Here is a 14,352-nt window from a genome sequence, read left to right on the forward strand (position 1 = left end):
GCTCCTTTCGAGTTTTAAATGCCTTGATAATTTTGTTATTGGCATAACGATGAATCTTTCTGGAGTTTAATATAGAGGGGAACGTGGGCTGATGAAACTTCTCCAATCCCCATCTTTTACTGCAAAACGACAGGGAATGAAAAAATGACACATTATTCTTGTCGAATTTGTGTCATTCATTAGTATACCATGTATTTTAGCCTAATGCACGCCATCCGATGTCAGTTCGGTACATGAAACCGCTCCAGACAACAGAATCAATCTGCGTATAAACTTTTTTTTGTGCTTGTTCCACAGTATCCGCTTCACATGAAATAAACAGCACCCGGCCGCCGTTTGCAGCAAATCCTTCACTGGTCGCTTTCGTACCGGAATGGAAAATATCCACGCCTGAAAGACCCGCGAGATCAGGCAACAGCCTGCCTTTAGCGGGTTGTCCGGGATAACCTTCTGCGGCCATCACCACACCTAATACCGCTTTATCCTGCCATTCCAGATCATAAGCGTCGCCTTCCAGAAGAGCGTTCATAAAATCACCAAAATCAGACTTCATGCGCGGCAGCACGACCTGCGTTTCCGGGTCGCCAAAACGTGCATTGAATTCAATCACCTTGGGTCCTTTGTCTGTTAAAATTATGCCTGCATAAAGAATACCGTTAAATGGCGTTTTTTCTGAAGCCATCGCTTCCACTGCCGGTTTGACGATTGTGTTGAAAGTTTCATCGACAATACCCAGGGGAATTTGCGGAACCGGGGAATAGGCCCCCATTCCGCCTGTGTTCGGACCTCTGTCGCCGTCATAGGCCCGTTTATGGTCCTGTGAAATCACCATTGGGTAAATTGCACCGTTATAGACGAACGACATGAACGAAAATTCTTCCCCGTCCAAAAATTCTTCTATTACAATTGACGCCCCTGACTCACCATATCGCTTGTCTTCCAGCATATCGCGGACTGCTGCAATGGCATCCCCTTCAGTCTCTGCCACGACCACTCCTTTGCCCGCGGCCAGGCCATCCGCTTTGATGACGATAGGAGCACCGATTTGCCGAATATAATCAATTGCAGGCGGAATTTCAGAAAACGTTTCATATGAAGCCGTTGGAATATGATACTTCTTCATCAATTCCTTGGCGAAGGTTTTGCTTCCTTCAATCTGTGCCGCTGCTTTAGAAGGACCGAATATCCGCAGGCCCTGCCCTTCAAAATAGTCGACAATTCCTGCGGTCAGCGGCTGTTCAGGACCTACAAACGTACAATCTATCCCTTGTTCTCTGGCAAAGTCAGCAAGTGCCGGAAAATCCATTTCATCTATGGGCACCAATTGGGATTCGAGCCGCATTCCGTCATTTCCAGGTGCAGCAAATACTTTTTCAATAGATGCAGATCTTGCAAACTGACGGACGATGGCGTGCTCACGGCCGCCTCTTCCAATAACTAAAACTTTCATCATTTTGTCCCCTCCGACTTAATGTTTAAAGTGGCGGATGCCGGTAAAGACCATTGCAATGCCATACTCATCAGCTTTGTCGATTGATTCCTGATCCCTTTTCGAACCTCCGGGCTGAATGATGGCTTTGATTCCAGCTTTTGCCGCAGCTTCAACCGTATCAGACATCGGGAAAAATGCATCCGATGCCATAATGGCTCCTTTGGCCCGCTCTCCTGCTTGCTCCAATGCAATCTTGGCTGCACCCACACGGTTCATCTGGCCGGCTCCGATTCCAAGAGTCATATCCGCATCGCAGATGACGATGGCATTGGATTTCACATGCTTGACTACGTTCCAACCAAGTTTCAATGCTTCCATCTCATGTTCTGCTGGCTTGCGGGCAGTAGCGATTTGGATGTCCGCATCGTCATATCCGAAATTATCCGGCTGTTGAACGAGCAATCCGCCTTCCACTGTGACAGTATTCCATTTATCCTGCTTGGTTCCGTCAAAGGGAATCGTCAATAAACGAATATTTTTCTTTTGTGTTAAAATTTCCATTGCTTCCTGCGAGAACGCCGGTGCAATGATAATTTCAAGGAAAATCCCTGATAATTGCGCTGCAGTTTCAGCATCCACTTCCCGGTTCAAGGCGATGATGCCACCAAAAATGGAGGTGGAATCCGCCTCGTATGCTTTATTGAACGCAGCGGCAATTGTGTTGCCAGTGCCCACGCCGCAAGGATTCATATGCTTGACCGCAACTGCTGCCGGTATTTTGAATTCCTTGATGATCTGAAGCGCGGCATTCGCATCCTGAATATTATTATACGACATTTCCTTGCCGTGCACTTGATCGGCGCTGGCAATGGAAAAATCCGAGCCGAGCGGGCTGCGGTAAAATGCCGCTTTCTGGTGCGGATTTTCACCGTAACGCAGCGGTTGCTGAAGCTCATATGTAAGTGTCAGCCCTTCCGGATACTCTTCGCCGTTCAAATCGGTTAAATAATTGGAAATATAGGAGTCATAAGCAGCTGTATGACGGAAAACTTTTGCTGCCAGACGGCGTCGCGTTACCGGAGTCGTGACTTTTGTATCTCCACGCAATTCATTGACGACTGCTGCATAATCTTCGGAATCGACGATGACCGTCACGTAAGCGTGATTTTTTGCTGCTGAACGGAGCATGGTCGGACCGCCGATATCAATGTTCTCAATGGCGTCATCGACTGATACATCCGGTTTTGAAATCGTCTCTTTAAAAGGGTATAAATTTACACATACTATCTCAATCGGGGATATGCCGTTTTCGGCCATTTCACTCTGATGCTGTGCATCGTCGTGTTTAGCCAAAAGACCGCCGTGGATTAATGGATGCAGGGTTTTTACGCGCCCACCCAATATTTCGGGGAATTTCGTAATTTCATCAACAGCCGTAATTGCCACGCCATTTTCTTCCAAAAAGCGCTTCGTGCCACCTGTTGACAGGATTTCGTAATCCAGTTTTTCCAATTCCTGCGCAAACTCTAAAATGCCTGATTTATCCGATACACTTAGCAAAGCTCTCTTTTTCAAGTTGAATCCTCCTATGAGTAGTGCAGATGATTTTTTATTGTACAGAATTATTGAATGAATTGCTTTTCATATCAATTTACTTGCTGTGCGAAACTTCTTTTACGAGATGGTTTCCTTAAATAATAGCTGTAAAGTAGCGGGATACATACGGTGTTCGATTGCATGAATTTCATTTTCAACAGTTTCCCGGTCTCCGCCATTCACCTGAAAAGATTGCTGTGCAATAATATTTCCGGTATCCATGCCAGCATCCACAAAATGAACCGTGACTCCGGCTGTTTCTGCACGGGCAGCCATCGTTTGGCCGATGGCATCTTTCCCAGGAAATGCAGGCAGCACCGATGGGTGGATATTGACGATGCGATTCTCATAAGCATCCAGAAGTACCGGCCCGATCAGGCGCATAAAGCCCGCCAGCACGATCCATTCCACTCCAAGATGCTGCAATTTCCCTTTCAGCATCTCTTCATAGGATTGCTTGGAATCAAAGTCGGAAGGTGTGAAAGCAAAAGAAGCTGTATCAATTTTTTTCGCGCGTTCCAGTACATAAGCACCCGGACGGTCCGTCACGACCAGCATTATTTCAGCATCCAACCAGCCTTGTTGAATCGCATCCGCAATCGCCTGAAAATTGGAGCCGTTTCCAGATGCGAAAACGGCTATTTTGGTCTTATTTTCCATTGAGAGTTCCATCCTGTTCGCCTTTGAATTGAACACCGGTTTGATTGGAAACACGGCCAATCCTGTACGCCCGCTCTCCGCTCGCCTCAGCCGATGCCAATACACTCTCGGCATCTTCCGGCGATACGGCCAGCACAAAACCGATGCCCGCATTGAAAACAGAAAACATATCGCGGTCAGTTAATGAGCCTTTTTCCTTCAGCATTTCAAAAACGCGCAATACTGGCCAGCTGCCAAGCTCAATTTGGGTTCCGAGCCCTTCCGGCATCATGCGGGGCAGATTTTCAATAAAACCGCCGCCTGTGATATGGGCCATTCCATGAATTTCAGTATTCGCAGCAATTGCTGCTATTGTTTTCGCATAAATTTTCGTCGGTGTCAGCAATTCATTGCCCAGCGGTCCGAGATCTTCAAATCCCTCAATAATCTCATCGAGCTGGAAATGATTTTGTTCAAAAACGATGTGGCGGACAAGTGAATAGCCGTTCGAATGAATGCCGCTTGAAGCAAGACCGATTAAAACATCTCCGGCAGCTATTTTATCTCCGGTGACAATTTTCGATTTTTCGGCCGCGCCAACCGCAAATCCGGCGATATCGTATTCATCCTCTTCGTAAAGACCCGGCATTTCAGCTGTTTCTCCGCCAATCAAAGCAGCACCTGCTTGGACACAACCGTCTGCAACGCCTTTTACAATACTCTCGATCTTTTCAGGTACTGCTTTGCCGACCGCTATATAATCCAGGAAAAACAGCGGTTCCGCTCCTTGCGCTACGATATCATTGACGCACATCGCGACACAGTCGATGCCGATCGTGTCATGCCGATCAGCCAGAAACGCCAATTTCAATTTTGTGCCGACGCCATCCGTACCGGAAACGAGCACCGGTTCCTTCAAATTCAGCTCGGATAAATCGAACATGCCGCCAAAGCCGCCGAAAGTTCCCATCAGCCCTTTTCTTGCAGTTCGTTGCACATGGGATTTCATCCGGTCAACAGCTTCGTAGCCCGCCTCGATATTAACCCCTGCTTGTTCATATGCTTTTGACAAATCGGTTCCTCCTATCAGCTGAATTCTTTTTGATGCGGCAACACGGTATCCGGATAAATATCCGTCGGGTATTCTCCGGTGAAACAAGCCAGGCAATGGCCACATTTCGAACCTGGGTCAGTACGGCCGATATTTTGCACCATGCCGTCCACCGACAGGAATGTCAGCGAATCGGCACCAATTTGTTCACGCATTTCTTCCACCGTATTATTGGCAGCGATCAATTCGCCGGATGTACTGGTGTCGATTCCATAAAAGCAAGGATTCTTGATTGGCGGAGAGCTGATGACCACGTGGACTTCGGTTGCTCCCGCCTCTTTCAGCAATTTGACAATGCGTCTTGAAGTCGTGCCTCTGACGATGGAGTCGTCAACCATGATGACCCGTTTCCCATCAACGACCTGACGTACCGGAGATAATTTCATCTTGACACCCTGCTCGCGAAGATCCTGCGACGGTTGGATGAAAGTACGGCCGACATAGCGGTTTTTGATCAAACCAAGTTCATATGGAATACCGCTTTCCTCAGAATAGCCGATGGCAGCCGAAATGCTCGAGTCGGGTACACCGGTTACCACATCCGCATCAATCTGAACTTCCTTGGCCAACTGTTTGCCCAGGCGTTTGCGTGCGGTGTGGACGTTAATACCGTCGATATCTGAATCGGGGCGAGAGAAATAGACATATTCCATCGTACAGATCGAGCGTTCGTTCGGATAAGCAAAACGTTCAACACGCATTCCTTCTTTGTCGACTATGATGAATTCACCAGGTTCCACCGCACGGACAAATTCCGCTCCGACAATATCGAAGGCACAAGTCTCAGATGCGACCAGCCAGGCGTCTCCAAGTTTACCGATTGAAAGAGGTCGCAAACCATTCGGGTCAAGAGCGATGTACATCGCTTTTTCCGTAAGGATTGCACATGCAAATGCCCCTTTTAACAACGATAATGCATTTTTAATTTTTTCTTCAAAATTCTCATAGCCGCTCCGTTTAATCAAGTGGGCTAAAACTTCCGTATCCGAAGTGGTTTGAAAAATGCTGCCCTGGCGCTCAAGATGATCTTTTAGATGATTGGCATTCACCAGGTTGCCGTTATGTGAAATCGCCAGACTTCCGGTTGTGGAATTGAACAGCAGCGGCTGGACATTTTCGATGCCGCTGCCCCCTGCCGTTGCATAACGTACGTGGCCGATTGCGCCGGTACCTGCCATTTTCGCAAGCTTTTCAGGTGTGAAAACTTCATTGACAAGCCCTTCCCCTTTTACGGGTTTAAGGGTTTCTCCATCTGTTGTCACGATTCCTGCACCTTCCTGCCCTCTGTGCTGCAGGGCATGAAGGCCGTAATACGTAATTTGCGATGCATTTTCGTGGCCCCATATTCCAAAGACGCCGCATTCTTCATTTAAGCTTCTGATTTCAGCAAGCATGGTATTGCCCCTTTCCAAGCTGAGCGAAGCGTTTCGACCGAATCGTTGACCCAAGCCGTACCGTCTTCACTGGTGATCGTTAATGTCCGTGTGTCTGTGACTGTTCCGATTTGCTTGGCATCTGCAACGATTTGCTCGAATTGTGCCGCGTTGTCAGGAGAAACTGTAAGGATGAATCGGGATTGCGATTCACTGAAAAGAGCTGTAGTGGCTGAACCACTAAGTGTGACATCCAACCCTAAACCGTTACCGAAGGTTTTTTCTGCCAGAGCTACCGCAACGCCGCCTTCTGCCACGTCATGCGCCGAAGCCACCAGCCCTTGTTGAATCGCTTCGAGAATCTGCTGTTGGCGCTGTGCTTCTGTATTCAAATCGATGAATGGCGCTTTTCCGAAAATGCGTCCTTCTACCATTTTCTGAAGTTCGCTGCCGCCGAATTCCGTGAAACTCTCACCGATCAAATAAACCAAATCTCCTGCGTTTTTCGCGTCTTGTGTCGTTACATGTGAAAGGTCCTCCACCAAGCCCACCAACCCGATTGTCGGTGTCGGATAAATTGCCGTGCCGTTTGTTTCATTGTATAAAGAGACGTTACCGCCGATAACAGGCGCATCAAGAATTGTGCACGCTGCTGACATGCCGTCCGCCGCTCCTTCCAGCTGCCAGAAAATTTCCGGCTTTTCCGGACTGCCGAAATTCAGGCAATCAGTGATGGCGAGCGGTTTCGCTCCGGATACCACAACATTGCGTGCCGCTTCCGCCACCGCGATTTTACCGCCCATTTCCGGGTCGAGATAAATATAGCGGGAATTGCAATCCGTCGTCATCGCCAGGCCTTTATTGGTGCCGCGAACACGGATCACTGCTGCATCCGATCCCGGACTGACTACTGTACTTGTACGCACCTGATGGTCATATTGATCGTAAACCCATTCTTTTGAAGCGATGGTCGGCTGTTTCAATAAAGCTGTCAGCGTGTCTCCGTAGTTTTCGACTTTCGGCTCCACGTTGTCCATCTGCTGATATTCTTTGAAATAGGCGGGTACACTTGATGGTTTATGATAAACAGGCGCATCTTCCGCCAGCGAATCGACGGGCACTTCCGCCACGACTTCCCCTTTGTGGAGGAGGCGCAATGTCGAATCGTCCGTCACTTTACCAACTGTTACAGCATCCAGACCGTATTTCTCAAAGAGTTCAACAATTTCAGGCTCCCGACCTTGTTTCACGACGATCAGCATGCGTTCCTGCGATTCTGACAACATCATTTCATAAGCCGTCATTCCTGTTTCGCGCTGTGGAATATGATCCAGATCCATTTCAATTCCTGAACCTGCTTTTGAAGCCATTTCAGCAGAAGATGAAGTGAGTCCTGCTGCCCCCATATCCTGAATGCCGATCAGCGCATCTGATTTCACAAGCTCCAAACATGCTTCGAGCAATAATTTCTCCATGAATGGATCGCCCACTTGAACCGCTGGACGATTGTCACCAGAGGATTCCGTCAATTCTTCCGACGCAAATGTCGCTCCGTGAATGCCATCGCGCCCTGTTTTTGCCCCGATATACATCACGGGATTTCCGACACCTGAAGCGATGCCTTTCTGGATATCTTTATGATCAATCAAACCGACGCACATGGCGTTTACCAATGGATTGCCGTCATACGAAGCATCAAACTGCACTTCGCCGCCGACTGTCGGGATGCCGATGCAATTGCCGTAACCAGCAATGCCGGCAACCACTTCTTCGAACAGATACTTGACGCGCGGAGTCGTCAATTCACCAAAACGCAGTGAATTCAGCAATGCAACCGGCCGTGCACCCATAGAGAAAACGTCGCGGATAATGCCGCCGACACCAGTCGCAGCCCCTTGGTAAGGTTCTATTGCGGAAGGGTGATTATGCGATTCCATCTTGAAAACTACAGCCTGGCCATCACCGATATCGACAATTCCGGCGCCTTCGCCCGGTCCCTGGAGGACACACGGCGCTTTGGTCGGGAATTTTGCCAGAACGGGTTTCGAGTTTTTATAAGAGCAATGTTCCGACCACATGACCGAAAACAAACCGGTTTCCGTATAATTCGGCGTTCTGCCCAGAATTTTCTCCACCATGGCGAATTCTGTGTCCGACAATCCCATTTGCTGATAAATTTTCTGTTCTTTAATCTGCTCAGTATTTGGCTCAAGCATGACTGACATTTGCTTCCCTCCACTGTTTGACGATTGATTTGAATAAAGACAATCCTTCACTGCCGCCGATCAAGTCTGAGACAGCGCGTTCCGGGTGCGGCATCATGCCGAGCACATTGCCGCGCTCATTGACGATTCCAGCAATATTGTTGCGGCTGCCGTTGAAATCATCCGCATAGGAAAAGACGATTTGGTTGTTCTCTTTCAATTGTGCGTATGTCGCATCGTCGCAATAATAATTTCCTTCACCGTGGGCGATTGGAATCCGGATTTCCTGTCCTTCCGTATATTCATTGGTGAACAGCGTGTTGGCATTTTCCACTTTCAATGACACAGTGCGGCACATGAATTTCAGGTTTTTATTGCGCAGAAGAACTCCCGGCAACAGTCCCGCTTCGGTCAGAATCTGGAATCCGTTGCAAATGCCGAGAACCGGCTTGCCCGCTTCCGCCGCCTTTTTCACTTCGTCCATTACAGGTGAAGACTGGGCGATTGCGCCACAGCGCAGGTAATCCCCGTATGAAAATCCTCCCGGCAACAGAATGCCGTCATAACCGCTCAAATCGGTTGAATCATGCCAAACATATTCCGCATCTTCACCAAGTTCATCTTTGACCGCGTGGTACATATCCAAATCACAATTGGATCCCGGAAATACGATTACTGCGAATTTCATTGCGAGACAGCCTCCTCAATTTCGAAACGGTAATCTTCAATCACCGTGTTCGTCAACAGCTTGTGGCACATTTCATTAACGTAAGCATCAATATCACGTGTGTCGTCTGAAATCACAAGTTCCAGGTATTTGCCGATGCGTACATCAGCAACATCGCTGTAACCCATTTTATGAAGAGACCCCATTACCGCGGACCCTTGTGGATCCAATACGCTTTCGCGCAAAGTGACGTAAATTTTTACTTTTTTCATGAATGTTGTCCTCCCAATTTAGCTAAAATGAGTTGATACGCTTCTGTTAAATCCCCAAGGTCGCGACGGAATACATCTTTATCAAGCTTCTGTTTTGTTTTTGAATCCCATAGCCGGCACGTGTCAGGTGAAATTTCATCGGCCAATAAAACATTGCCTTGCGCATCACGGCCGAATTCAATCTTAAAGTCGACCAGGTCCACGCCGACTTCCTTGAAGAAACCGATCAACACCTGATTCACTTGCAGGGCTTTTTCACGCAGTTCCCCGACTTCTTGTGGCGACGCCAATTGCAGCATCTCGATATGGTCTTCCGTGATGATCGGGTCACCCAATGCATCATCTTTATAATAGAACTCAACTATCGGACGCTTCAAAACCGTTCCTTCTTCCAAACCAAGCCGCTTTGCCATGCTGCCGGCTACAATATTCCGTGTCACCACTTCGACCGGAATGATTGCCACCTGCCGCACAAGCTGTTCATGGTCAGACAATTGTTTGACGAAATGGGAAGCAATGCCCGCCCCCTGCAATTTTTCGAAAATCAATGATGTGATCCTATTGTTCAGCCCGCCTTTGCCGATGATTTCAGCTTTCTTTTCACCGTTAAAGGCCGTTGCTGAGTCTTTGTATTCCACCCATAAAATATCCTGTTCGTCCGTTGCATATAAGCGTTTTGCTTTGCCTTCGTACAATAGCTGACCTTTTTCCATGTAGGGAGCCCTCCGTTTAGTTTAATCCAAGTCGGTTGAAAATCATGTCCACTTGCTGCAGGTGGTGATTGTAGTCGAAGCAATCGTCCAATTCCTCTTTTGTTAACTGGGAAGTAATCGTTTCATTCGCCTCAACGACCTTACGGAAATGCGTCTGGTTCTCCCACGCTTCCATTGCACAAGGCTGAACTGTGTCATACGCAGCTTCGCGGGCCATGCCTTTATCGATCAACGTCAACAAGACGCGCTGCGAATAAATCAAACCGAGAGTCGAATCCATATTGCGTTTCATGTTTTCCGGGAACACAGTTAAATTTTTCACGATATTGCCGAAACGGTTGAGCATGTAATTAAGAGCAATCGTTGCGTCTGGCAGAATCACTCGCTCTGCAGATGAATGCGAAATATCGCGCTCGTGCCATAGTGATACGTTTTCGTATGCCGTCAGCATATAGCCGCGGATCAAGCGGGCAAGACCAGTCATATTCTCCGAACCGATCGGGTTGCGTTTATGCGGCATCGCTGATGACCCTTTTTGGCCTTTTGCGAAAAACTCTTCGACTTCACGCGTTTCCGATTTCTGAAGGCCGCGGATTTCCGTCGCAAACTTCTCGATTGATGAGCCGATCAAAGCCAGTACACTCAAGTACTGCGCATGGCGGTCACGCTGCAAAGTCTGAGTGGAGATGGGGGAAGCCGCAAGTCCAAGCTCTTTGCAGACATATTCTTCAACAAATGGATCAATATTAGCGTACGTTCCAACTGCACCTGACATTTTGCCCGTTTCAATCGATTTTGCTGCTGCTTCGAAACGTTCCAGGTTGCGCTTCATTTCTTCATGCCATAAGGCCAATTTTAAACCGAAAGTCGTCGGCTCTGCATGGACGCCGTGTGTCCGGCCCATCATTACGGTCATTTTATGTTCTTTGGCTTTATTTGCTAAAATTTCGATGAAATTTGTCAAATCTTTACGAATAATTTCGTTAGCCTGTTTTAACAGATAAGACAATGCCGTATCCACCACGTCTGTTGACGTCAGTCCATAATGCACCCATTTACGCTCGTCTCCCAATGTTTCTGACACCGCACGGGTAAACGCCACCACGTCGTGGCGAGTCTCTTCTTCAATTTCAAGAATACGATCCACTGAAAACGAAGCGTTTTTCCGGATCAACGCCACATCTTCTTTCGGGATATCCCCAAGTTCTGACCAGGCTTCACAAGCTAATATTTCCACTTCCAGCCACGCTTTATACTTGTTTTCTTCTGTCCAGATTGTGCCCATTTCGGGTCTAGTGTAACGTGCTATCATTATATTTCCTCCAGTTTTTCCGCCCAAATACCCGACGCTTCTATTTCTTCAAGTGTGCCATCCAAATCTTTCGTCAGAATGGTCACATGGCCCATTTTACGATTATGTTTGGCTTCTTCTTTGCCGTAAAGATGAATTGACCAATTTGGATATTGCGCGACTTTTGACGTAATCGGCGCAACATGCTGACCCAATACATTGACCATTACGCTCTCAGACCACAATACCGGCTTACGCAGCGGCCATCCACAAATCGCCCGAATATGCTGATGAAACTGCGAACTGTTCGTCGCTTCTATCGAATAATGACCTGAGTTATGTGGGCGCGGCGCCAGTTCATTGACCAGAATGTCGCCATTTTCCAGCACAAACATCTCAACAGCCAATGTCCCGATCATTCCGAGTTGCTCCGCAATCGCTTCAGCTGCCTCGGTCGCTTTGGCTATTGTTTCATCTGCTACGCGGGCAGGTACAATTGTCTCGTGCAAAATGTGATTTTTGTGCACATTTTCACCTATCGGCAATAAAGCCGTTTCACCGCTGCCATTACGTTGGATAATCACTGAAATCTCTTTCGTAAAGTCGACAAATTCTTCGGCTACACATTCTCCATTGCTGAACAATGGCTCTGCAAGGTGCAGGTCATCTTCAGAACGAATCATCTGCTGGCCTTTGCCGTCATAACCGCCTCTTGCTGTTTTAACTACAAATGGATAAGTGATTGATTCACTTTTGTCCAGCAAATCCTGATAACTTTCAGCAACGATATAGCTTGCTACTGGAACACCAGCTTTCACAATTTCTTCTTTTTCAAAAACTCGATTTTGCGTGATCCTGATCAATTCCACTCCTTGTGGAACATAGGCGATATCACTTAAATGTTGCAATCCCTCAACATCTATATTTTCAAACTCATAAGTGATGACATCACTCACTGCAGCCAATTCTTCCAATGCTTCCAAGTCATTGTATGAAGCAATCAATTGTACATCAGCCACTTGGCCAGTTGGTGAATCCATTGCCGGGTCCAAAACCGCTATTTTAAATCCCGCTTCTTTGGCGGCTAAAGCCATCATTCGACCCAATTGGCCGCCGCCAATGATTCCGATAGTTTGCCCAGGCAAAATCGTTTTCATCATATCAAGTCCTCCGTGCTTTTCAGAACGTCGTTTTCAGTTTTGTCTCTTCGTGCCTGAAGTGCTTCAGCCACCCCTTCATCGAAACTCCCAAGAATCTGTGCCGCCAACAGCCCGGCATTCACAGCCCCTGCTTTGCCAATCGCCACCGTTGCAACCGGTACTCCACCCGGCATCTGCACAATTGACAATAATGAATCCAGCCCGTTTAATGCCTTCGATTGAACAGGAACACCTATTACCGGCAAAATGGTCTTAGCTGCAACCATTCCTGGAAGATGGGCGGCTCCGCCTGCTCCCGCAATCAGCACTTTGAGTCCCCGATCTCTTGCTTCTTCAGCGTAGCTGAACATCAAATCTGGCGTGCGATGTGCAGAAATGACCTTTTTCTCGTAAGGAATGTTTAGTTCATCAAGTATGTCACAAGTATTTTTCATTGTTTTCCAATCACTTGAACTTCCCATGATCACACCAATTTTCGGATTCATCGAATCTCTCCTTTTAAAAAGTAAAAAGCCCTCAAATAAACTGCTCACTTTTACGTGAAAAGCAGTTTACTTAAGGACTTCAAAATCTACGAAATAGAGACTGATGGCATAAATGCACATCCCTCGCGTCATTTCCAAAAGTTGCTTTCCCGCATAGTCCAGACATTCCGGTGTCTTGGTAGAAACGCAGAAGCCAATTCTTCTGCATATATGGGGTTTCCTCATTAATCATAACAACTCGGCATTTACTAGTCAACAGATAAATCCGAACAATAAGTTTTCAGAATATATTATAGTTCGGTTTTTAGTCTTGTTACGAATTATTCTGGGGTTTTAATGCCTTTAAACTTAATTATTTGCCTTATTGGCACCGGTATTCCGTCTCTATCTTCAAATAACGGTTCTTCTTTTCTGCCTGCTGGCATATAACCTTCTTTTTTCATGCGCTCAAGGCAGTCTTCCATAGTTTCATCTTCGCCGACTTCAAACCATATTGTTTTCTTGCTCATTTAAACAGATTTCCTTTCCTGACCTGCTTGACCCAGAATCCTCCATGTATCGATTTCGGTTCATAAGCTATGATAAATGCTTTAGGATCAATTTCTTTGATTGTCATGTAAAGTTTCAACTCCATCTTTCTCGGTGTTAATATCTGCATCGACTGACGATCGCCATCCCTGCCATTGGCAGCCCAATCAGTGACTCCATAACCTTTTTCACGCAAAGCTTTAGGAAGCTGCTGACTTTGCTCACTGGTTATTACGTTTACAGTAATATAGCCCAATGCCATTTTTTCTTCGATTTTAGAGCCGACAATCACTCCTGAGCCATAACCAATCGCATACGCCACAAGATTTTGAATCTGATCGAGATTATCCAGCACTAATCCAAGGCCAACTATATAAATCACTACTTCTACCATACTCACCATCGCCGCCAAATAACGGTAGCCTTTTAAAGTCATGATCATTCTGATTGTAAAAAATGACACGTAGACGATATTGATCGAGAAAATGATAATGACCATTAACCAAGGATTTATTTCCACTTCTTACACCCTCTCATTTCCTCTGAAGAATTAAATTTCATATTAGTTGAATTTCCCTTATAAAGCAAGTGTGTATTGTCTTTTCATACTGTATGATTTGTAGGTATTTCTGAATGTCTTATTGCCAACGCCTTGCAAAAGGAGATTAGATCGAAACGGATAAACTTTATTTAAGAAATTTTTTTCGTATTTCAGTTTTCTTGTGATATATTCTTAAGATTTCATATTATATAGAAGAAACTCTACATTCTTCTTTAAAGACAAAAAAGGCCGCCACCGCTTGCGCGGTGACGACCTTCTTGTTGACTGCCCAGCGGCGTCCTACTCTCACAGGGGGAAACCCCCAACTACCATCGGCGCA

General features: G+C 46.8%; 14 protein-coding genes and 1 riboswitch. All 14 genes read right to left on the reverse strand.

Annotated features, from left to right (window positions below):
* Positions 1-196: 196 nt before the first annotated feature.
* The gene (gene purD, locus ACFQ1X_RS08235) at positions 197-1,450 is read right to left on the reverse strand and encodes a phosphoribosylamine--glycine ligase (protein ID WP_144840957.1); all 1,254 of its coding nucleotides are present in this window, start codon (positions 1,448-1,450) and stop codon (positions 197-199) included.
* 18 nt (positions 1,451-1,468) lie between these two features.
* On the reverse strand, positions 1,469-3,007 hold the full coding sequence (gene purH, locus ACFQ1X_RS08240) for a bifunctional phosphoribosylaminoimidazolecarboxamide formyltransferase/IMP cyclohydrolase (RefSeq protein ID WP_144840892.1): 1,539 nt from the start codon (positions 3,005-3,007) through the stop codon (positions 1,469-1,471).
* A gap of 99 nt (positions 3,008-3,106) precedes the next feature.
* Positions 3,107-3,688: a phosphoribosylglycinamide formyltransferase gene (gene purN / locus ACFQ1X_RS08245; protein WP_144840891.1), complete on the reverse strand. Its 582-nt coding sequence runs from the start codon at positions 3,686-3,688 to the stop codon at positions 3,107-3,109.
* A complete protein-coding gene (gene purM / locus ACFQ1X_RS08250) occupies positions 3,678-4,739 on the reverse strand; it encodes a phosphoribosylformylglycinamidine cyclo-ligase (RefSeq protein WP_144840890.1) in 1,062 nt (353 codons plus the stop codon). The genes purN and purM overlap by 11 nt, the downstream gene beginning before the upstream one ends.
* A 14-nt stretch (positions 4,740-4,753) precedes the next feature.
* On the reverse strand, positions 4,754-6,172 hold the full coding sequence (gene purF / locus ACFQ1X_RS08255) for an amidophosphoribosyltransferase (protein ID WP_144840889.1): 1,419 nt from the start codon (positions 6,170-6,172) through the stop codon (positions 4,754-4,756).
* Entirely contained in the window at positions 6,148-8,376 is a 2,229-nt protein-coding gene (gene purL / locus ACFQ1X_RS08260) for a phosphoribosylformylglycinamidine synthase subunit PurL (RefSeq protein WP_144840888.1), read from the reverse strand. The genes purF and purL overlap by 25 nt, the downstream gene beginning before the upstream one ends.
* The gene (gene purQ / locus ACFQ1X_RS08265; RefSeq protein ID WP_144840887.1) at positions 8,360-9,043 is read right to left on the reverse strand and encodes a phosphoribosylformylglycinamidine synthase subunit PurQ; all 684 of its coding nucleotides are present in this window, start codon (positions 9,041-9,043) and stop codon (positions 8,360-8,362) included. Before purQ ends, purL begins: the two co-directional genes overlap by 17 nt.
* A complete protein-coding gene (purS, locus tag ACFQ1X_RS08270; RefSeq protein WP_144840886.1) occupies positions 9,040-9,294 on the reverse strand; it encodes a phosphoribosylformylglycinamidine synthase subunit PurS in 255 nt (84 codons plus the stop codon). Before purS ends, purQ begins: the two co-directional genes overlap by 4 nt.
* The gene (gene purC, locus ACFQ1X_RS08275; protein WP_144840885.1) at positions 9,291-10,007 is read right to left on the reverse strand and encodes a phosphoribosylaminoimidazolesuccinocarboxamide synthase; all 717 of its coding nucleotides are present in this window, start codon (positions 10,005-10,007) and stop codon (positions 9,291-9,293) included. The genes purS and purC overlap by 4 nt, the downstream gene beginning before the upstream one ends.
* Before the next feature lie 16 nt (positions 10,008-10,023).
* The gene (purB, locus tag ACFQ1X_RS08280; protein WP_144840884.1) at positions 10,024-11,319 is read right to left on the reverse strand and encodes an adenylosuccinate lyase; all 1,296 of its coding nucleotides are present in this window, start codon (positions 11,317-11,319) and stop codon (positions 10,024-10,026) included.
* Positions 11,319-12,458: a 5-(carboxyamino)imidazole ribonucleotide synthase gene (gene purK / locus ACFQ1X_RS08285; protein ID WP_144840883.1), complete on the reverse strand. Its 1,140-nt coding sequence runs from the start codon at positions 12,456-12,458 to the stop codon at positions 11,319-11,321. Before purK ends, purB begins: the two co-directional genes overlap by 1 nt.
* On the reverse strand, positions 12,455-12,943 hold the full coding sequence (gene purE / locus ACFQ1X_RS08290; RefSeq protein ID WP_144840882.1) for a 5-(carboxyamino)imidazole ribonucleotide mutase: 489 nt from the start codon (positions 12,941-12,943) through the stop codon (positions 12,455-12,457). Before purE ends, purK begins: the two co-directional genes overlap by 4 nt.
* Before the next feature lie 134 nt (positions 12,944-13,077).
* Positions 13,078-13,177, reverse strand: a riboswitch (purine riboswitch).
* A gap of 86 nt (positions 13,178-13,263) precedes the next feature.
* Complete coding sequence (locus ACFQ1X_RS08295) at positions 13,264-13,452, reverse strand: NETI motif-containing protein (protein ID WP_144840881.1); 189 nt, start codon at positions 13,450-13,452, stop codon at positions 13,264-13,266.
* Entirely contained in the window at positions 13,449-13,970 is a 522-nt protein-coding gene (locus ACFQ1X_RS08300) for a DUF2179 domain-containing protein (RefSeq protein WP_379082108.1), read from the reverse strand. Before ACFQ1X_RS08300 ends, ACFQ1X_RS08295 begins: the two co-directional genes overlap by 4 nt.
* Between the last annotated feature and the right edge of the window lie 382 nt (positions 13,971-14,352).

Origin of the sequence: Metaplanococcus flavidus (assembly GCF_042675885.1) — a bacterium.
GTDB lineage: Bacteria > Bacillota > Bacilli > Bacillales_A > Planococcaceae > Planococcus > Planococcus flavidus.